The organism is Bacteroides sp. CACC 737 (genome assembly GCF_013874375.1).
GTDB classification, from domain to species: Bacteria; Bacteroidota; Bacteroidia; order Bacteroidales; family Bacteroidaceae; genus Bacteroides; species Bacteroides uniformis.
On sequence record NZ_CP059408.1, the window covers coordinates 3,176,369 to 3,196,030 of the forward strand.

At 47.9% G+C, this 19,662-nt stretch carries 18 protein-coding genes and 2 tRNA genes; 13 read left to right on the forward strand and 7 right to left on the reverse strand.

What is annotated here, in order from left to right:
• Positions 1-2: 2 nt before the first annotated feature.
• Positions 3-1,658 (forward strand): AMP-binding protein, encoded by a 1,656-nt coding sequence (locus H1A11_RS13530; protein ID WP_138344620.1) that lies wholly within the window; start codon positions 3-5, stop codon positions 1,656-1,658.
• A 219-nt stretch (positions 1,659-1,877) separates the two neighbouring features.
• The gene (locus H1A11_RS13535) at positions 1,878-3,128 is read left to right on the forward strand and encodes an acyloxyacyl hydrolase (RefSeq protein WP_181757339.1); all 1,251 of its coding nucleotides are present in this window, start codon (positions 1,878-1,880) and stop codon (positions 3,126-3,128) included.
• Between the two features lie 348 nt (positions 3,129-3,476).
• On the opposite strand, the gene H1A11_RS13540 is transcribed toward H1A11_RS13535, so the two are convergent.
• From H1A11_RS13540 to prmC, 7 genes are all read right to left on the reverse strand, one after another.
• Positions 3,477-3,560, reverse strand: a tRNA-Leu gene (locus H1A11_RS13540).
• Positions 3,561-3,580: 20 nt separating this feature from the next.
• A tRNA-Gly gene (locus tag H1A11_RS13545) sits at positions 3,581-3,653 on the reverse strand.
• 102 nt (positions 3,654-3,755) lie between these two features.
• Positions 3,756-5,096, reverse strand: coding sequence for an argininosuccinate lyase (gene argH, locus H1A11_RS13550; protein WP_131225538.1), 1,341 nt, complete (start codon positions 5,094-5,096; stop codon positions 3,756-3,758).
• Positions 5,097-5,124: 28 nt separating this feature from the next.
• On the reverse strand, positions 5,125-5,535 hold the full coding sequence (locus tag H1A11_RS13555; RefSeq protein ID WP_117958816.1) for an SRPBCC family protein: 411 nt from the start codon (positions 5,533-5,535) through the stop codon (positions 5,125-5,127).
• A 93-nt stretch (positions 5,536-5,628) separates the two neighbouring features.
• Positions 5,629-6,267, reverse strand: a complete 639-nt coding sequence (pyrE, locus tag H1A11_RS13560; RefSeq protein WP_057258820.1) for an orotate phosphoribosyltransferase — start codon at positions 6,265-6,267, stop codon at positions 5,629-5,631.
• Positions 6,268-6,349: 82 nt separating this feature from the next.
• Positions 6,350-6,829, reverse strand: coding sequence for a regulatory protein RecX (locus H1A11_RS13565; protein WP_181757340.1), 480 nt, complete (start codon positions 6,827-6,829; stop codon positions 6,350-6,352).
• On the reverse strand, positions 6,826-7,662 hold the full coding sequence (gene prmC, locus H1A11_RS13570; protein WP_131225539.1) for a peptide chain release factor N(5)-glutamine methyltransferase: 837 nt from the start codon (positions 7,660-7,662) through the stop codon (positions 6,826-6,828). Before prmC ends, H1A11_RS13565 begins: the two co-directional genes overlap by 4 nt.
• A gap of 74 nt (positions 7,663-7,736) precedes the next feature.
• On the opposite strand from prmC, the gene ribD reads away from it, so the two are divergent.
• The 11 genes from ribD to H1A11_RS13625 all read left to right on the forward strand — a co-directional run bounded on the left by ribD (position 7,737) and on the right by H1A11_RS13625 (position 19,568).
• Positions 7,737-8,792, forward strand: coding sequence for a bifunctional diaminohydroxyphosphoribosylaminopyrimidine deaminase/5-amino-6-(5-phosphoribosylamino)uracil reductase RibD (gene ribD, locus H1A11_RS13575; protein WP_057258828.1), 1,056 nt, complete (start codon positions 7,737-7,739; stop codon positions 8,790-8,792).
• Between the two features lie 134 nt (positions 8,793-8,926).
• Entirely contained in the window at positions 8,927-10,291 is a 1,365-nt protein-coding gene (locus tag H1A11_RS13580; protein WP_119961423.1) for a DUF6242 domain-containing protein, read from the forward strand.
• A 5-nt stretch (positions 10,292-10,296) separates the two neighbouring features.
• Positions 10,297-11,031, forward strand: a complete 735-nt coding sequence (locus H1A11_RS13585; RefSeq protein WP_138344702.1) for an isoprenyl transferase — start codon at positions 10,297-10,299, stop codon at positions 11,029-11,031.
• A gap of 52 nt (positions 11,032-11,083) precedes the next feature.
• On the forward strand, positions 11,084-13,723 hold the full coding sequence (gene bamA, locus H1A11_RS13590) for an outer membrane protein assembly factor BamA (RefSeq protein WP_131225540.1): 2,640 nt from the start codon (positions 11,084-11,086) through the stop codon (positions 13,721-13,723).
• 48 nt (positions 13,724-13,771) lie between these two features.
• Positions 13,772-14,287, forward strand: a complete 516-nt coding sequence (locus tag H1A11_RS13595; protein WP_005834752.1) for an OmpH family outer membrane protein — start codon at positions 13,772-13,774, stop codon at positions 14,285-14,287.
• Positions 14,288-14,415: 128 nt separating this feature from the next.
• Complete coding sequence (locus H1A11_RS13600) at positions 14,416-14,922, forward strand: OmpH family outer membrane protein (RefSeq protein ID WP_005834750.1); 507 nt, start codon at positions 14,416-14,418, stop codon at positions 14,920-14,922.
• Positions 14,923-15,031: 109 nt separating this feature from the next.
• Positions 15,032-15,871 carry a glutamate racemase gene (murI, locus tag H1A11_RS13605; RefSeq protein WP_005834749.1) on the forward strand — a complete coding sequence of 280 codons (840 nt, stop codon included), beginning with the start codon at positions 15,032-15,034 and terminating at the stop codon, positions 15,869-15,871.
• A 75-nt stretch (positions 15,872-15,946) separates the two neighbouring features.
• A complete protein-coding gene (locus H1A11_RS13610) occupies positions 15,947-16,186 on the forward strand; it encodes a DUF2007-related protein (RefSeq protein WP_005825154.1) in 240 nt (79 codons plus the stop codon).
• Positions 16,176-17,255: a glutamate 5-kinase gene (gene proB, locus H1A11_RS13615; RefSeq protein WP_087332249.1), complete on the forward strand. Its 1,080-nt coding sequence runs from the start codon at positions 16,176-16,178 to the stop codon at positions 17,253-17,255. Before H1A11_RS13610 ends, proB begins: the two co-directional genes overlap by 11 nt.
• A gap of 67 nt (positions 17,256-17,322) precedes the next feature.
• Positions 17,323-18,570, forward strand: coding sequence for a glutamate-5-semialdehyde dehydrogenase (locus H1A11_RS13620; protein ID WP_117965568.1), 1,248 nt, complete (start codon positions 17,323-17,325; stop codon positions 18,568-18,570).
• 44 nt (positions 18,571-18,614) lie between these two features.
• Positions 18,615-19,568, forward strand: coding sequence for an acetylornithine carbamoyltransferase (locus tag H1A11_RS13625; RefSeq protein WP_138344622.1), 954 nt, complete (start codon positions 18,615-18,617; stop codon positions 19,566-19,568).
• The last annotated feature ends 94 nt before the right edge of the window (positions 19,569-19,662 follow it).

A 19,662-nucleotide genomic window follows, 5' to 3' on the forward strand; every position in this document is an offset into this window, starting at 1 on the left:
TTATGGTAGAAAGATTTTTATCTCAAACATCCTTCACCTCACAGGAGGACTTCATCAAGAACTTGAAGATAAACGTACCGGAGAATTTCAACTTCGGCTACGACGTAGTGGATGCCTGGGCCGCCGAGCAACCCGACAAACCCGCACTGTTGTGGACCAATGACCAGGGCGAATGCCGGCAATTTACCTTTGCCGACATGAAACGGTACACAGACATGACGGCTTCCTATTTCCAAAGCCTCGGCATCGGCCACGGAGACATGGTGATGCTGATACTAAAGCGCCGTTACGAATTCTGGTTCAGCATCGTGGCACTACACAAACTCGGTGCAGTGGTGATTCCCGCCACCCACCTGCTGACGAAGAAAGACATCGTATACCGTTGCAACGCCGCAGACATCAAGATGATAGTCTGCGCCGGCGAAAGCGTCATCACCGACCATATCACGGCAGCCATGCCGGAGTCTCCTTCTGTGAAACGCCTCGTAAGCGTCGGGCCGGAAGTTCCCGAAGGATTCGAAGACTTTCACAAAGGTATCGAGGTTGCCGCTCCTTTCGTGAAACCTGAACATCCGAATACGAACGATGACATCTCCCTGATGTACTTCACCAGCGGCACTACCGGAGAGCCCAAAATGGTGGCCCACGACTTCACCTATCCGTTGGGACACATCGTCACCGGCAGCTTCTGGCACAACCTGAAAGAGAGCAGCCTACACCTCACCATTGCCGACACCGGTTGGGGAAAAGCCGTGTGGGGCAAGCTCTACGGACAATGGATTGCCGGCGCCAACGTATTTGTATACGACCACGAGAAATTCACTCCCGCAGCCATACTGGAGAAGATACAAGATTATCACGTCACGTCGCTTTGTGCGCCGCCCACCATCTTCCGATTCCTCATCCACGAAGACCTCACGAAGTACGACCTATCCAGTCTGGAATACTGCACCATCGCCGGAGAAGCATTGAACCCCGCCGTATTCGAGACCTTCAAGAAGTTGACGGGCATCAAGCTGATGGAGGGATTCGGACAAACCGAAACGACCCTTACCGTTGCCACCATGCCGTGGATGGAACCGAAACCCGGCAGCATGGGATTGCCCAATCCGCAATACGACGTAGACCTGATAGACCACGAAGGACGTTCCGTGGAAGCCGGTGAACAGGGACAGATTGTAATCCGTACCGACAAAGGCAAACCGCTGGGATTGTTCAAGGAATACTACCGCGATGCCAACCGCACCCACGAGGCATGGAACAACGGTATTTACTACACGGGAGACGTAGCCTGGAAGGACGAAGACGGCTACCTCTGGTTCGTAGGCCGCGCCGACGACGTCATCAAAAGCAGCGGCTACCGCATCGGTCCGTTCGAAGTGGAAAGTGCATTGATGACCCACCCAGCCGTAGTGGAATGTGCCATTACCGGTGTGCCCGATGAAATCCGCGGCCAAGTGGTAAAAGCTACGATTGTATTGGCAAAAGAGTACAAGGCACGCGCCGGAGAAGAGCTTGTCAAGGAGTTGCAGAACCATGTGAAGAAAGTGACGGCTCCCTACAAATACCCACGTGTCATCGAATTTGTTGATGAGCTCCCCAAAACCATCAGCGGGAAAATCCGCCGGGTGGAAATCCGGGAGAACGACCAGAAATAATGCTCGCCACCCAGCATCCGAATCATAAGACAGCATCCGGGTGAATGAATAAGGAGGGGGTAAAACCGAAGTCGGCCATTTTATTGACGATTTCAGTTTTACCCCCTCTTTTTACAAATAGTTATCTCATTGTGAATGTCAAAAGGATAAAAAAACTATATTTGCACGAAATTAAACTTCACTTGGAACATTTATAAACAAGAAAGACCGACACGGCATATGAAAAATAGAATGCAGATATGGAAAATACTGGCTTTCTTAGGAGCGGGACTTTTCTTGTCTGATACAATATACGCCCAACAATGGACATCCGATAGCCATTCGGAATACAAACGGGACACACTCCCTTTCTCACAGCGCTTCATCCACAGATTAGGCGTAGAAGGGCGTGCTGGCTATATTTTTCAGACCAACCCTTTTCTGGAGTACTCCAACCACCAATACAAGCCCATGAAAAATGCCTATGCCGGCCATCTGAAATACTCCTTCCAGCTCCGTCCCCACACCGTTGCCGACCAGGCTTATATAGGAGCCTATCAAGGGATTGGAGTCGGCTATTTCAACTTCGGCAATCCGGAAGAGCTGGGCAACCCGCTGGCGGTCTATCTGTTTCAAGGGGGACGTATCGCCCAATTCAGCCCCCGCATATCCTTGAACTATGAATGGAACTTCGGCGCATCGTTCGGCTGGAAACCCTACGATGAATACGACAACCCGGAGAACCAGATTATCGGCTCGAAAGTGAATGCTTATCTCAATGTGAACCTCTACTTAAAGTGGGCACTCTCCCTCAAGTTCGACCTGATGATAGGAGCTACCGGAAGCCACTTTTCCAACGGAAACACCCAATATCCCAACTCCGGTCTGAACACGGTGGACTGTAAAGTGGGGCTGGTATATAACTTTAACCGCAGAGCGGATGAGCTTGCCCAGTCATGGCAACGCCCTATCGTTCCTCCATTCCCCCGCCACGTCAGCTACGACCTGACTTTGTTCGGCTCCTGGCGAAAGAAAGCAGTGGCCCATGAAGGCAGTAGTGGCCAGGTACCCGCACCCGGCACTTACAACGTGTTCGGTTTCAGCTTTGCACCCATGTACAACTTCGGCTATAAATTCCGCGCCGGTGTGGCGTTGGACGGCGTATACGACCACAGTGCGAACATGAAAGAATCGTACGAAGAAGAGAACGGCTTCTATACCCCGCCTGCCAAAAAGCAGATGGCGCTGGGCTTATCTGCCCGCGGAGAGTTTGTCATGCCTTACTTCACGGTAGGTATCGGTCTGGGAGCCAACGTTCTGCACGGCGGCGGTGACATGAAGTCTTTCTATCAGATTCTTGCCCTGAAAATAGACGTAACACGCAATTCGTATCTCCATATAGGATATAACCTCCGGGAATTTCATGAGCCCAATTATCTGATGTTGGGTATCGGCTATCGGTTCAATAACAAACGCCCCAAGCTGTTCTGAACAATAAAGAGGAGGCTATTTATATAGATTCTTTTATTTCATCTGCAAGCACATATTAGCAAGTGCCACGCGCATATCATCTACTATATATTATAGTTAGTTTGTTAGTTCACAGCGATGAACACTTTGTTCAAGTATAGAGAAACAGTTTGTTCCAATAAGGAAAAACAGTTTGTTTTCATATGATGAAACGAAATGTTTTGTTAAGGGAAACACTTTGTTCGCCATAATGAAACAACTTGTTCTATTAAGGGAAACACTTTGTTCGCTATAGAGAAACGGTCTTTCATATCAAGAGCTTATAAAGAAAAAGCTCTGCAAATCAATGATTCACAGAGCTTAATCGAGTACTCGAAGCGGGACTTGAACCCGCACAGCCGCAATGGCCAAAGGATTTTAAGTCCTTCGTGTCTACCATTCCACCATTCGAGCATCCTAAAAAGGGAAAAGAGAGCGGAAAACGAGACTCGAACTCGCGACCCTAACCTTGGCAAGGTTATGCTCTACCAACTGAGCTATTTCCGCATTTGGAGAACGGGTGCAAAGATAAACAGTTTTCCCGTTTCTGCCAAATTTTTTTTTATAAAAGTACAGTACTCGCAGCGGGACTTGAACCCGCAGAACCTTTTACCTGCCCAGCAACTCTTTCTCTGCAGCTTGCATGGTCTCAAAATTGAAACCATCTACCACTTTCTGCATCAAGGCAGAGACTTCATCGTTGCAAAGGTTTCCGATACTGCCTTCATGGGTATGATGTACCTCTTTGCTGTGCGAGAAGTTTCCGGCTTCAATATCCAGTCCCACCTTCTTGTAGGCATCGCGGAAAGGCATCCCTTCACGTGCCAAGCGGTTGACTTCCTCCACACTGAAAATAAGCAGATACTTGTCATCATCAAGAATATGTTCGTTCACCTTGATTTCATTCATAATGTAAGTCGTCATCTGCAGACAGTCTTTCAGTTCCTGAAAAGCAGGCAGGAAGACCTCTTTGATAATCTGCAAGTCACGGAAATAGCCGGAAGGAAGATTGTTGGCTATCATCATAATCTGCTGGGGAAGGGATTGCAGTTTGTTGCACTTGGCACGCGTCAGTTCAAAGACGTCCGGGTTCTTCTTGTGAGGCATGATGCTGGAGCCGGTAGTGCAATCGTCCGGCAGCTTCACAAAACCGAAGTTCTGACTGTTGAACATACATGCGTCAAAAGCCAATTTCGATATGGTTCCGGCCACACTGGCAAGGGCGAAAGCTACATTACGCTCCATTTTGCCACGCCCCATCTGGGCATACACTACGTTGTAGTTGAGGGAATCAAATCCCAAAAGACGGGTAGTCATCGTACGGTTCAGCGGGAACGAGGAACCGTATCCCGCAGCAGAACCCAAAGGATTGCGGTTGCACATCTTGAAAGCTGCCTGAAGGAACATCATATCGTCCACCAGGCTCTCGGCATATGCCCCAAACCAGAGTCCGAAAGAAGATGGCATGGCTATCTGCAAGTGTGTATAACCCGGCATCAGTACATCCTTGTAGCGTTCGCTCTGCATAATCAGCACATGGAACAATTGTTCCACAGCCTCCGCCACTTCCTTTATCTCTGCACGGGTAAAGAGCTTCAAATCGAGCAACACCTGGTCGTTGCGCGAACGTCCGCTGTGTATTTTCTTACCTATATCACCCAAGTTGCGCGTCAGCATAAGTTCCACTTGTGAGTGAACGTCTTCCACTCCCTCTTCTATCACAAATTCTCCACGCTCGGCCATCGCGTAGATTTTCTTTAATTCGGCCAGCAATTGCCGCAGTTCTTCCTTCGTCAACAAGCCAATGCTTTCGAGCATCGTGATGTGCGCCATGGAACCCAGCACATCGTGCTTTGCCAAATAAAGGTCCATTTCACGGTCACGGCCTACCGTGAAGCGTTCGATATCCTTATTTACCTGAACGGATTTTTCCCAAAGTTTCTGAGCCACGTTGTTTCTAATGATTAATGATTAATGATTAATATTGTATCATCGCCAGCATATCTGCCATCTTCTCCAATCCTTCCTGCAAGGGTTTCTGCACCATGGCCTTCATAAACGGATTTATATCCATGCCGATGGTCAGCTTCATCTTGCATTCGGTTTCAGTGACGGGTACAATCTGTATCCACAAATTGAAGGGCAGCGGTGAAGTGGTTGTTGCAAACTTGATACACTTGCAAGGTTCCTTCTCCACAATCTGCAACGTAATCTTTCCCACGGGAGCCACCTCTATCGTCATGCTCTCCGCATCAAAACTCAAGTTCTTCACTTTGTCTTCAGGCAGACGGTCTTTCACCTTCTCCAGATTGCTCAAGTCGGAAAGCTTTTCATAAACAGCTTCTTGTGAAGCCGGTACAACTTTCACTCCACTCTCAAATTTCGTCATAATCAATCGTATTCAAAAAGAAAAAAGAACTATCCGGACAGAATCTATCCGAATGGCTCTTTTATCCATATTAACATTTTTACAAATAAGTTCTTATTTCCCGGACTCCCAATGTGCAGGGTCTTTACGCCATTCATTCAGAGTCTCCACATCTTCTTCCTCGATATAGCCCGTACGCAACGCCACTTCCATCACAGCCTCGTAATTGGTCAGCGTCACCAAAGGCACTTTGGCATCCTTGAAGGCCTTTTCGGCAACCGGGAAACCATAAGTATAGGCAGCCACCATGCCGATGACCTCACATCCGTCACGGCGGATAGCCTCTACAGCCTTTAAGCTGCTTCCACCCGTAGAAATCAAATCTTCCACGACTACCACCTTCATGCCGGGACGAAGTTCACCTTCAATCAGATTCTCCAGTCCATGGTCTTTCGGAGTGGAGCGTACATATACAAACGGCAGGTTCAATGCATCGGCCACCAAGGCACCTTGCGGGATAGCCCCCGTTGCCACACCGGCAATGGCATCCACCTGTCCGAAACGTTCCAAAATCAGACGCGTAATTTCAATCTTCACGAAACTACGGAGAGAAGGATAAGAAAGGGTTTTGCGGTTATCACAATAAAACGGAGACTTCCATCCGGATGCCCAAGTGAACGGGTTAGCCGGTTGTAGTTTAATCGCTTTTATCTTCAGCAACTTCTCTGCAAACAATCTTTCTAAAGTTTTCATAGCAAAACTAATCTATATATGATAAATATGGCGCAAAAATACGGAAACAGAATGAGAATAAAAAAGAGAAAGCCGATAATTTTCATTCGGAGTAGTCATTTTCCTCAGAAACCTCTATGCAACGACATATATCCTTCATTTCGAACCCTCTGCTCAAGGCAAAACGCACCAATTTGCCATTCAACTCATACTCACTTTCGGCACGGACGCTTTTACGCTTTGCCACCAGCAGCTTCTGCAGGACGGCGTGGTATTCCTCCTCATCAATCTCGTTCAAATAGAGCCAATAGACAGATGAAGATATCTTTTTCAACTGGAGCGCCTGCCCTATCTTCATCTTGCCCCATTTGGCAAAACGGTATTTGTCGTTGATGAAAGCGCGGCAGAAGCGCTCTTCATCAATGTACTTCTCTTGTTCCAGACGGTTGATGATACGGTCTATGGCATCATAGGCAATGCCCCAGCGTTGCAGTTTCTCCGCAATCTCCGCCCGGCAATGCTCGGCAGTGGAGCAATATGCCGCCACTCTGTTCAAAGCTTCAGTTTCAGTTATTTCTATCATCGTTCTGCAATTACGTACCGGTCGTTGCCGGAAATATCTTTTCGGATACGGACATTCGTATAGCCTTGCTTGCGAAGCATCGAAGCGACAGCCTCTCCAAATGCCCGGTTGATTTCAAAATAGAGTCGGCCGCCGGCCGTCAGCATGCTCCGTCCCAGTTCACCTATACGCCGATAGAAACGGAGCGGGTCGCTATCTGGAACAAACAAAGCCCGTGAGGGTTCCCAGTTCAAGACGTTTGGTTCCATATCCCGCTTTTCTGTTTCCGTAACATAAGGCGGATTACTGACGATTACATCAAAACATTCACCCTCAACCGGTTGATACGTCAGGACATCACGCTGTACAAATAGCACGGAGGCCTGCAAAAGGTGGTTATTGTCGCCGGCTATGGCAAGAGCTTCTCCGGAAATGTCCCAAGCTGTTACTTCCGCCTCCGGCAACTCCTTAGACAAAGTGACGGCAATACACCCGCTTCCGGTGCCAATGTCGAGAATACGGGAAACCGGAGCGACTTCCTTCAGCATCCTCTCCACCAGTTCTTCCGTTTCGGGACGGGGAATAAGCACCCCCGGAGCCACCCGAAAAGTACGCCCCAGGAAACGGGAAGTACCCTGCACATACTGTATGGGCTCAAAATTGCACAGACGGGAAAGAATGCTTTCCAATTCCCTTTCATCGTTTGGAGATAAAATCATATCTTTGCCCAGGTAATAGTCAATATTACCCTGACCAAACATTTCACAGCAGACAATACGGGAAAGATTGGCCGCCTCCCGGGGAGGGTAGCATTCCTGCAAAGCACTGCGGATATGTGAAACGGTTACATTCATTCGGGGTCCGGTTTTATTCGGGCTGCAAAAGTAATCATTAATTTTGATTATTCAACCAAAAGGTAAGCAAGGATATGAATTCAGAAGAAGAGAAATACATGCTGCGATGTATCCAACTGGCACAAAACGGGCTATGCAATGCAGCACCCAACCCGATGGTGGGGGCGGTAATAGTATGTGACGGGAAAATCATAGGCGAGGGATACCATGTGCGCTGTGGAGAAGCCCACGCCGAGGTCAACGCCATCCGTTCCGTGAAAGACACGTCCCTGCTGAAACGTTCCACCATCTATGTCAGCCTGGAACCGTGTTCGCACTATGGCAAAACTCCTCCTTGTGCAGACCTCATCATCGAGAAGCAGATTCCACGTATCGTCATCGGGTGCCGGGACCCTTTTTCTAAGGTTGCGGGCCGGGGCATACAGAAACTGAAGGATGCCGGACGTGAAGTTATTGTCGGAGTGCTGGAAACAGAATGTCGGCAGCTCATCCGCAGGTTCATCACTTTCCATACTTTGCGACGCCCCTACATCACCCTAAAATGGGCGGAATCTTCTGACAGATATATCGATTACTCCCGCACGGACGGTAAACCAGTTATCCTCTCCAGCCTGCTGACTTCGATGCTGGTACACAAGAAACGGGCAGAGCACAGTGCCATATTAGTAGGTACCCGTACGGCTGAACTGGACAATCCCGGCCTGAATGTCCGCCATTGGTACGGCTGTTCACCGGTACGTATCGTGCTGGACCGGCAACAAAAGCTATCCCCCAACCTTCACCTATTTGACGGTAGCGTGCCGACCCTCGTTTTTACAGAAGCCCCGCACGCTCCGCTACCGAATGTAGAGTATCTGCCAGTCAGCGACTACCGGCGGGATGTACTCCCCGAAATCATGGAAACGCTGTATACACGCGGATTACAATCCCTTTTGGTAGAGGGTGGCAGCCAAACGCTCCAATCCTTCATTGATGCCGGATTGTGGGACGAAATCTTTGTGGAAGAAGCTCCGTACCTTCTTCATTCCGGCGTCAAAGCACCCGAAATCAGTGACGGATATCCATTTGCAACAGAGTATTCTTTTGGCAGGAGTTTTCGCCATTATACGGCCTCAAGAAACAGTCAATAGCCTCATTTCAGGGCTTTTTTATCGAGAAAAAGGGGGATATTATCTATAATTTTATATAAAACTTCCCCGTAAAGCTGTTTATAGAAAAAAATGTTCCTATTTTTGCAACTTGTAAATAAACACTAACTTTCAAAATGAGAATAAAGTTTCTATCAGTAATTGTGAGTTTTCTTATTGTGTCATTTGCTCTAAGTTCATGCCTTGACTCTGACGACAATTATGAATTCAGCTCCGATGCTACTATACATGCTTTTGGTATCGATACCATACATGGCAAACATTACAAATTTACAATTGACCAGCTCAATAGACTCATCTATAACAGAGACTCATTGCCTGTAGGTTCAGACACCATCATTGACCGTATTCTGATTGATACTATGACCGTTACCGGTTGGATAACTTCAGGCTCGCCTACCGACACGGTATTCGTCATATCGGACTCCGTGGATTTGAGACCCGCCATGAACAACGATGCCGGCATGCTGTTCAAAGCACATGCCGCCGACGGCGTTACAGTCCGCGAATATAAACTGAAAGTTAATGTACATCTGCAAGACCCGGACTCACTCGTTTGGACAGACATGCAGAAAAGAGGAAATGTATTCTCCAATACCATCAATTCAGGTCAGCAAAAAGCGGTTGTACTGGGAGACGAACTATTTGTCTACACTTCCAACACTACTGCTTACAAGACATCGACTGCGCCCGATAAATACAACTGGAGCAAAGTCAATGTCAGCAACCTCCCCTCAGACGTAAAGCTGACATCTGCCGTAGAGTATAACAGTGCGCTTTATATGGTTACAGAAAGCAAAAGAGTATTCAGTTCCACCAACGGCGCCGCCTGGACAGAAGTCACTACATTGGGAGACAATGTTATAGTCCTCATCAATGGTTTCTCCGACCGGCTCTCGGGTATTGTGGAAATCAACGGAAAGCAATATTTCAACATCTGTAAAGACGGAAAGAATTGGGAAGCGGAAAACACTGCTGACAACCTTATCCTTGAAGAAGTCCCGGCAGGATTCCCTACCGAAAACATATCCACCACCCAGACCAGCACCGGCAATGGTGTAGAGAAGGTGGTTCTGGCAGGAATGCCGCTAGCCAACGAAAAAGAGACAACACCTTGGTTCTCATTGGACGGCAAAGGTTGGGCAAGCCTGGCCAACACCATGTATGACACATATTGTCCCGGCATGGACAACCCAGCCATCATGTACTATGGCGGCATGTTCTATTGCTTCGGAGGGGAACTTGACGCTATCTACAGCTCCATCACCGGCATTGCATGGAGCAAGACAGAAACCAAATTCCTGTTACCCCAGGAATTCAAAGGAAAAGGCGCGTACTCCATTATAGTGGAACCGACAAAAGACAAAACTGTGGCCCCGGCAGACAAACGGGACTTCATTTGGGTGATATTCGGCGGTAACGGCACCAAAAATGAAGTATGGCGCGGACGTCTTAACAGATTGGGCTTCGAAATACAATAATAATGATGTCATATAAGGAAGAAATCGATCTAAACCGGATACCCCAGCACGTGGCGATTATCATGGACGGTAACGGACGGTGGGCCAAGCAGCGTGGACACGAACGCAGCTATGGACATCAGGCCGGCGCAGAGACTGTGCACGTCATTGCAGAGGAAGCCGCTAAATTAGGAGTCAGATACCTTACTTTATATACGTTCTCTACCGAGAACTGGAATCGTCCGTCGGACGAGGTAGCTGCCTTGATGGGGCTGCTCTTCGACTCCATAGAGGAAGAGACGTTCATGAAGAACAATATCAGTTTCCGAGTAATAGGAGATATTGAAAAACTGCCAGTCAACGTACAGCAACGGCTCAACACTTGCGTGGCACACACCTCCCACAACACGGGAATGTGCCTGGTGCTGGCATTGAGCTACTCTTCCCGCTGGGAAATAACGGAGGCTGCCCGGCAAATAGCCGGTTTGGTACAGAAAGGTGAGTTGAAACCCGAACAAATCGACAGTGAGCTCATATCCCGTCATCTGACGACCCACTTCATGCCCGACCCCGACCTGCTGATACGTACCGGAGGAGAGCTCCGCCTCAGTAACTACATGCTCTGGCAATGCGCCTATTCGGAACTTTATTTCTGTGATACCTATTGGCCCGACTTCCGTGAAGAAGAACTACGCAAAGCCATATGTGACTATCAGAAACGCGAACGCAGGTTCGGCAAGACCAGCGAGCAAATCAATTAATCACCGGACACACAAATAGTAAATAGTAAATTGTAAAATAGTAAATAAAAAGATGCACTATCGTATTTTCTCCATACTCGTAACGTTTGTCTGCCTTTTCGGCTGCGCACTGACAACAGCAGCACAGGACGTAAACAACACCGATGAAACCGAAAAGCCGGTTATACTCTATTCGGGAACCCCCAAGAAGTATGAAATAGCCGACATTAAGGTCGAAGGAGCCCAGAACTATGAAGATTATGTAATTGTCGGATTGTCCGGACTATCCAAAGGGCAGACTATCACCGTGCCGGGTGACGAGATTACACAAGCTTGTAAGCGCTACTGGCGCCACGGTCTGTTCTCTGACGTGGAAATTACAGCAGACAAGATTGAAGGCGACCAAATTTGGCTGACCATTCATCTGACCATGCGTCCGCGTGTTTCCGACATACGCTACAACGGTGTGAAGAAGTCGGAGCGTGAAGACCTGGAAAGCAGAATCGGCATGATAAAGGGCGGTCAGATTACACCTAACCTGGTGGACCGCGCCAAGACCCTGATAAAGCGCTACTTTGACGACAAGGGCTTCAAGAATGCAGATGTAATCATCACCCAACGTGATGATCCAGAAAAGAAGAATGAAGTGATTGTCAACATCGACATCGACAAGAAGGAGAAAGTGAAAGTACATCAAATCACCATTGTAGGCAACGAGGCCCTCACGACCAAGAAGCTGAAGCGTGTGATGAAGAAAACAAACGAAAAGGGCAAGCTGCTCAATCTGTTCCGCACCAAGAAATTCATTGAGGACAACTACGAAGCGGACAAACAACTGATTATCGACAAATACAACGAACTGGGTTATCGTGACGCCATCATCGTGACAGACAGTATCAAGCCCTACGATGACCGCACGGTAGACATCTTCATGCAGATTGAGGAAGGACAGAAATACTACCTCCGCAATGTAACCTGGGTAGGTAACACACTGTATCCTTCCGAACAACTGAACTTCCTCCTCCAGATGAAGAAGGGTGACGTCTACAACCAAAAGTTACTTGAAGAACGTACAATGACCGATGACGATGCCATCGGCAACCTCTACTACAACAACGGTTATCTGTTCTACAGCCTCGAACCGGTGGAAGTAAACATCGTGGGCGACTCCATCGACCTGGAAATGCGTATCTACGAAGGCCGCCAGGCTACCATCAATAAAGTCAGCATCAACGGTAACGACCGTTTGTATGAAAACGTAGTACGCCGTGAACTCCGTACCCGTCCGGGCGAACTCTTCAGCCGTGAAGACCTGATGCGTTCCATGCGTGAAATCCAGCAGATGGGACACTTCGACCCCGAACAAATCCAACCCGACATCCAGCCGAGACCGGAAGACGGCACGGTAGACATCGGTTATGACCTTGTATCCAAAGCCAACGACCAGGTAGAGTTCTCCGCCGGTTGGGGACAAACAGGTATTATCGGTAAGTTAAGTCTGAAGTTCACTAACTTCTCTCTGGCCAACCTGCTTCACCCGGGTGAGAACTACCGCGGTATCCTCCCGCAAGGTGACGGCCAGACATTGACCATCAGCGGCCAGACCAATGCCAAATACTATCAGTCATACAGCGTTTCATTCTACGACCCGTGGTTTGGCGGTAAACGCCCGAATGCATTCTCCGTATCGGCTTTCTATTCCCGCCAGACCGACATCAGTAGCCGTTATTACAATTCGGCCTACATGAACAGCTATTACAACAGCTATTATAGTGGTATGTATGGCTACGGTATGTACAACTACGGCAATTACAACAACTACGAGAACTATTACGACCCGGACAAATCTATCCAGATGTATGGTCTTGCAGTGATGTTCGGTAAGCGCTTGAAGTGGCCGGATGACTATTTCCAATTCACAGCCGAGTTGTCTTACCAACGCTATGTTCTGAGTGACTGGCAGTACTTCCCGGTTACCAACGGTAAGTGTAATAACCTCAGCCTCAACTTGACCTTGTCCCGTAGCTCTATCGACAACCCGATTTATCCGCGCCAAGGTTCCGAGTTCTCGTTGTCTGCACAAATCACACCGCCTTTCTCTCTGTTCGACGGTACCGATTACAGCAAGTACAGCACCAGCAGCCAGGAAGACATGAACAAGATGCACAAGTGGATTGAATACCACAAGTGGAAATTCAAATCCAAAATCTATATCCCGTTAATGGATCCGATTACCGTTAAACGTACTCCGGTATTGATGGGACGTGTAGAATTCGGTTTGCTGGGACATTACAACAAATACAAAAAGTCTCCGTTCGAAACGTTTGACGTGGGTGGTGACGGTATGACCGGCTACTCCAGCTATGCTACAGAAAGTATCGCACTTCGTGGTTATGAGAACAGTTCATTGACTCCATACGGTTCTGAAGGTTATGCCTATACACGTCTCGGACTGGAATTAAGATATCCTTTGATGCTCGAAACAAGTACCAGTATTTATGCGTTAACGTTTGTGGAAGCCGGTAATGCATGGCATGATGTCAATAAGTTCAACCCGTTCGAGTTGAAACGTTCAGCCGGTGTCGGTGTCCGTATCTTCCTCCCGATGATTGGTATGATGGGGATTGACTGGGCTTACGGTTTCGACAAAATAATGGGTTCCTCGCAATATGGCGGTAGCCAGTTCCACTTCATCCTGGGACAAGAATTCTAAGCAATGGACGATAGACAATTATCCATCGTCAATTAAATAAATATCGTTATGAAGAAGAGTTTATTGATCCTTTTTACGCTGTTTGCAGTAAGTATAACAGCCGGTGCACAGAAGTTCGCCTTGATTGACATGGAATATATCCTGAAAAATATTCCTGCTTACGAACGTGCCAATGAACAACTGGAACAAGCCTCCAGACAATGGCAGAGTGAAGTCGAAAAGATTTCCGAAGAAGCCAAGACTCTGTACAAGAACTATCAGTCTCAGATTGCTTCCCTTTCTGAAACACAAAGAGGCAAAAAGGAAGAAGAGATTGTCGCTAAAGAGAAATCGGCAGCCGAGCTACGCCGCAAATACTTCGGTCCGGAAGGCGAACTGTATAAAAAACGTGAAAGTCTGATGCAACCCATTCAAGATGAAATATACAATGCTGTAAAGGAAATTGCTACACAGAACGGATATGCGGTAGTTGTAGACCGTGCTTCCGCATCAAGTATCATTTTTGCCTCGCCAAGTATTGACGTCAGCAATGAAGTACTTGCAAAACTGGGATATTCAAATTAATTTCATACATTTGTTTCAGAATATAGACTGCATTCAAGATTAAAAATAAGCTTGCTTATTTTGTATTGCGTTCAGTTTGCGCTATATTTGCCCCCGACGAATAATCATTCAAATAAATAATAAACATTATGCTTAAAAAAATCGCACTACTCGTAGTTATGTTCGCCCTCCCGCTGGGAGCTATGGCGCAAGCTAAATTCGCTCACATGAATTCTCAAGATGTAATCGCTGTTATGCCTGAATTTACCAAAGCCCAAGCTGACTTGGACGCCATGTCTAAAAAATACCAGGATGAAATGCAGCGTACCAACGAAGAATTCCAAAAGAAGTACCAAGAATTCCTGGCACAAGCCGACTCTCTGCCGAAAAACATTGCAGAAAGACGTCAGAAAGAGCTGCAGGATATGGCTCAACGTCAGGAACAGTTCCAACAAGAAGCTTATCAAAGTATGCAGAAAGCACAGCAAGATGCTATGGCTCCCATCTATAAGAAACTGGACGAAGCCATCCAAGCTGTCGGCAAAACTGAAGGTGTTGTCTACATTTTTGACTTAGCCCGTACCCCGATACCATTCGTAGGAGCACAGAGCGTTGATGTAACTGCCAAAGTCAAAACGCAATTGGGCATTAAATAATAGAATTATTTATGATAAAGCAAGCGCGGATAGTTTTATCCGCGCTTATTTTTTATACATTACTGAGAAATTTGAATTATCTTTGCATGGTACATAGCCTTTAGAACGCATGAAACAGACATTACCTTCTGCAGCCGGTCCCATCGGAATATTCGATTCCGGATATGGCGGACTGACCATCCTAAGCAAGATACGGGAAGTCCTTCCCCAATATGACTACATTTACCTGGGCGACAACGCACGTGCGCCTTACGGGACCCGCTCATTCGAGATTGTCTATGAGTTCACCTTGCAGGCAGTCACCAAACTGTTCGAGATGGGATGCCATCTCGTCATCCTGGCATGCAATACAGCTTCGGCAAAAGCCCTGCGCAACATACAAATGAATGATTTGCCCCGCCTCGACCCAATGCGTCGTGTGTTGGGAGTAATCCGCCCAACCGTAGAATGCATAGGGAACATAACCCAAAGCCGCCATGTGGGAGTGCTTGCCACAGCAGGAACCATCAAGTCTGAATCCTATCCGCTGGAAGTGCATAAACTCTTCCCCGACATCAAAGTGAGCGGTGAAGCCTGCCCTCTATGGGTATCCCTCGTAGAAAACAACGAGGCACAAGGTGAGGGTACCGACTACTTCATACGCAAGAACATCGGCAACCTGCTGGCCAAAGACACACAGATAGATACCGTCATTCTAGGCTGCACGCACTTCCCGCTGCTGCTGCCCAAGATACAGCAATACATGCCCGACGGCATCACGACCGTCACCCAAGGGGAACTGGTGGCAGACAGTCTGAAAGACTATCTTCACCGTCATCCGGAAATGGACAAAAAATGTACCAAAGGTGGAAGATGCGTCTACCGCACCACGGAATCGGAGGAGAAATTCACAGAATCGGCTTCTACTTTCCTGAATGAATCGATAAGAGTTGAGAGGATTGAACTATAAATCCGTCAGCATTAAACATTAAAACAAAAACATTTGTTATATTTGTAAGACAGAAACCTCTAAATTCTTACCATCATGAAAGAAGAAGATAAAAGCAAACTCGTTGAGGTGTTCACCGGTTCACCGTGGGAAGCAGAACTTGTAAAGAGCCTGCTGGGAAATAGTGATATTGAAGCTGTAACAAAAGACGGAATGGTAGTAAACGTTGTACTGCCTGCCACTGCGGTAGATGTTTCCGTTCTCGTCAATGAGAAGGACTACGAAGCCGCCATGGAAGTAGTCCGTGAATACGAAAAGAGAGAAAATGGAGATTGATTTCAATAGAATTGCTGTCAAGGTAGGCAGCAATGTTTTGACACGTCGTGACGGCACTCTCGACGTCACCCGCATGTCCGCTTTGGTGGACCAGATAGCCGAGTTGCACAAGGCCGGCATAGAAATAATACTTGTTTCTTCCGGAGCCGTTGCTTCGGGACGTAGCGAAGTGCGCCCCACCAAGAAGTTGGACAGCGTAGACCAGCGCCAGCTCTTTTCCGCTGTAGGGCAGGCCAAGCTCATCAACCGTTACTACGAACTGTTCCGGGAGCATGGAATCCCCGTGGGACAAGTGCTCACAATGAAAGAGAACTTTTCCACCCGCCGCCATTACCTCAACCAGAAAAACTGTATGACCGTAATGCTGGAGAACGGCGTCATTCCTATTGTCAATGAGAACGACACCATCTCCGTGAGCGAACTGATGTTCACCGACAACGATGAGCTGTCCGGCCTGATAGCCTCCATGATGGATGCCCAGGCACTAATCATTCTCAGCAATATAGACGGTATCTACAACGGTTCACCCGCCGACCCGAATTCTCAGGTCATCCGTGAAATAGAACAAGGCAAAGACCTCTCCTCCTACATACAAACTTCCAAATCCAGCTTCGGACGCGGCGGTATGCTGACAAAAACCAACATTGCCCGCAAAGTGGCGGATGAGGGCATCACAGTAATCATAGCCAATGGGAAGCGGGACAACATCCTCGTGAAAATAATGAAGAATGAAGAATTAAACTATACCCGTTTCATTCCATCTCCGGAACCGGTATCGAGCATCAAGAAATGGATTGCACACAGCGAAGGGTTTGCCAAAGGGGAACTGCACATCAATCATTGTGCCACCGAACTGCTCTTCTCGGACAAAGCAGTAAGCATCCTACCGGTAGGTATCACTGACGTTATAGGCGAGTTCGAGAAGGACGACATCGTACGGATTATCGACTTCGGCGGTAAACCCATCGGTGTGGGAAAAGCCAACTGTGACTCCAGCCAGGCACGGGAAACGATGGGAAAACATGGAAAGAAACCCGTAGTGCACTACGACTACCTATATATAGAATAAGCCACAGACGGATACTATCCCACAATATATATACTTGCATATTTATCACTCTATATTCAATAAAAAAATGAACTTAAACAAAACTTTTGTCGCCGTACAAGATGCCAGCCGTAACATGTTAGCGTTGAGCGACAAAGAAATCAATCAAATATTACTGGCTGTTGCAGACGCTGCCATAAACAAAACAGACTTCATTCTGAGTGAAAACCAGAAGGATTTGGAGCGTATGCCTTCTACCGACCCTAAATACGACCGCCTGAAACTGACAAAAAGCCGTTTGCAGGACATCGCTGCGGACATCCGCAACGTAGCTGCCCTCCCTTCTCCTCTGGGAAAAGTCCTTAAAGAGAACGTATTACCCAACGGATTGAAGATAAAAAGGGTCAGTGTACCTTTCGGCGTCATAGGCATTATCTACGAAGCCCGTCCCAACGTCAGTTTCGATGTCTTCTCACTCTGCCTTAAAAGCGGCAATGCCTGTATTCTGAAAGGCGGAAGCGATGCAGACTATTCCAACCGTGCCATAATCAGCGTGATACACGAGGTACTGGAGCATTTCAACGTAGATACACATATCGTAGAACTGCTTCCTGCCGACAGAGAAGCGACTGCCGAACTACTGCATGCCAACGATTATGTAGATTTGATAATTCCGCGCGGCAGCAGCAGCCTGATAAATTTCGTACGCCAGAATGCCACAGTACCGGTTATAGAGACAGGTGCCGGCGTATGCCATGCGTTCTTCGACCGCTATGGCGATATAAGCATAGGTCCATCCATCATTGCCAATGCAAAGACACGCCGTGTCAGTGTATGCAACGCTTTGGATTGCCTGATTATCGAAGCCGACAGCCTGGCTGATTTGCCCGGCCTATGCCTGCCGCTACAATCAAGCAATGTAGAGATATTTGCCGATGAACCCGCCTACCACAGTCTGCGTGACAAATATCCCGTCGAGCTGTTGAGACTTGCCACTGAAGACTGCTACGGCAGAGAGTTCCTGGACTACAAGATGGCCATTAAAACCGTGAATTCTTTCCAGGAAGCATTGGCACATATCCGGGAGTACGGTTCCAAACATAGCGAATGCATCATTACGGACGACAAGACACGTGCCGAATGGTTCTGCCGGGAAGTGGACGCCGCTTGCGTATACGTCAATGCACCGACCTCTTTCACCGACGGCGCACAATTCGGGCTCGGTGCCGAGATCGGCATCAGCACACAGAAGCTGCACGCCCGCGGTCCGATGGCTCTGGAAGAAATCACCACATACAAATGGATTGTTGAAGGTTCCGGACAGACCAGACCTTGACAGCCGAATAACAAAGATATAGATACACTAAAAAGACTGTAAATATGAAGAACTTTACTTGCGTGCAGGACATCGGTAACCTGAAGTCTGCACTGGACGAAGCATTCGAGATTAAAAAAGACCGTTTCAAATATGTGGAACTGGGACGTAACAAAACGTTGATGATGATTTTCTTCAACTCCAGCCTGCGCACCCGCCTCAGTACACAGAAGGCGGCACTGAACCTGGGCATGAACGTCATTGTACTGGACATCAACCAGGGAGCCTGGAAACTGGAGACAGAGCGTGGCGTCATCATGGACGGTGACAAACCGGAACACTTACTGGAAGCCATTCCCGTGATGGGCTGCTATTGCGACGTCATCGGCGTACGTTCTTTTGCACGTTTCGAAAGTAAGGAAGACGATTACAACGAAGTGATACTGGAGCAGTTCATCAAGCATTCCGGCCGGCCGGTATTCTCCATGGAGGCTGCCACACGCCATCCGCTGCAGAGTTTTGCCGACCTGATAACCATTGAGGAATATAAGAAGACGGCACGCCCCAAAGTAGTGATGACATGGGCTCCACATCCGCGTCCATTGCCTCAGGCTGTCCCCAACTCCTTTGCCGAATGGATGAATGCAACTGATTATGACTTTGTGATTACACATCCCGAAGGTTATGAACTCGACCCCAAGTTCGTAGGAAATGCCCGCGTAGAATATGACCAGATGAAAGCTTTTGAAGGGGCCGATTTTGTCTATGCCAAGAACTGGGCGGCCTATACAGGCGACAACTACGGACAAATATTGAGCAAAGACCGCACCTGGACAGTAGGCGAGCGCCAGATGGCCGTTACCAACAATGCCTACTTCATGCACTGCCTGCCGGTTCGACGCAACATGATTGTGACGGATGATGTGATAGAAAGCCCGCAGTCCATCGTAATCCCCGAAGCGGCCAACCGGGAGATTTCAGCAACAGTGGTGCTGAAGAGACTGCTTGAAAGCCTCTAACCAGAGGACAAGACTACTTTATTCTTTTTAGGCGCGGATTACGCGGAAAACGCGGATTCTTTTCTTAAATTTTTCCGTGAAATCCGAGTAATCC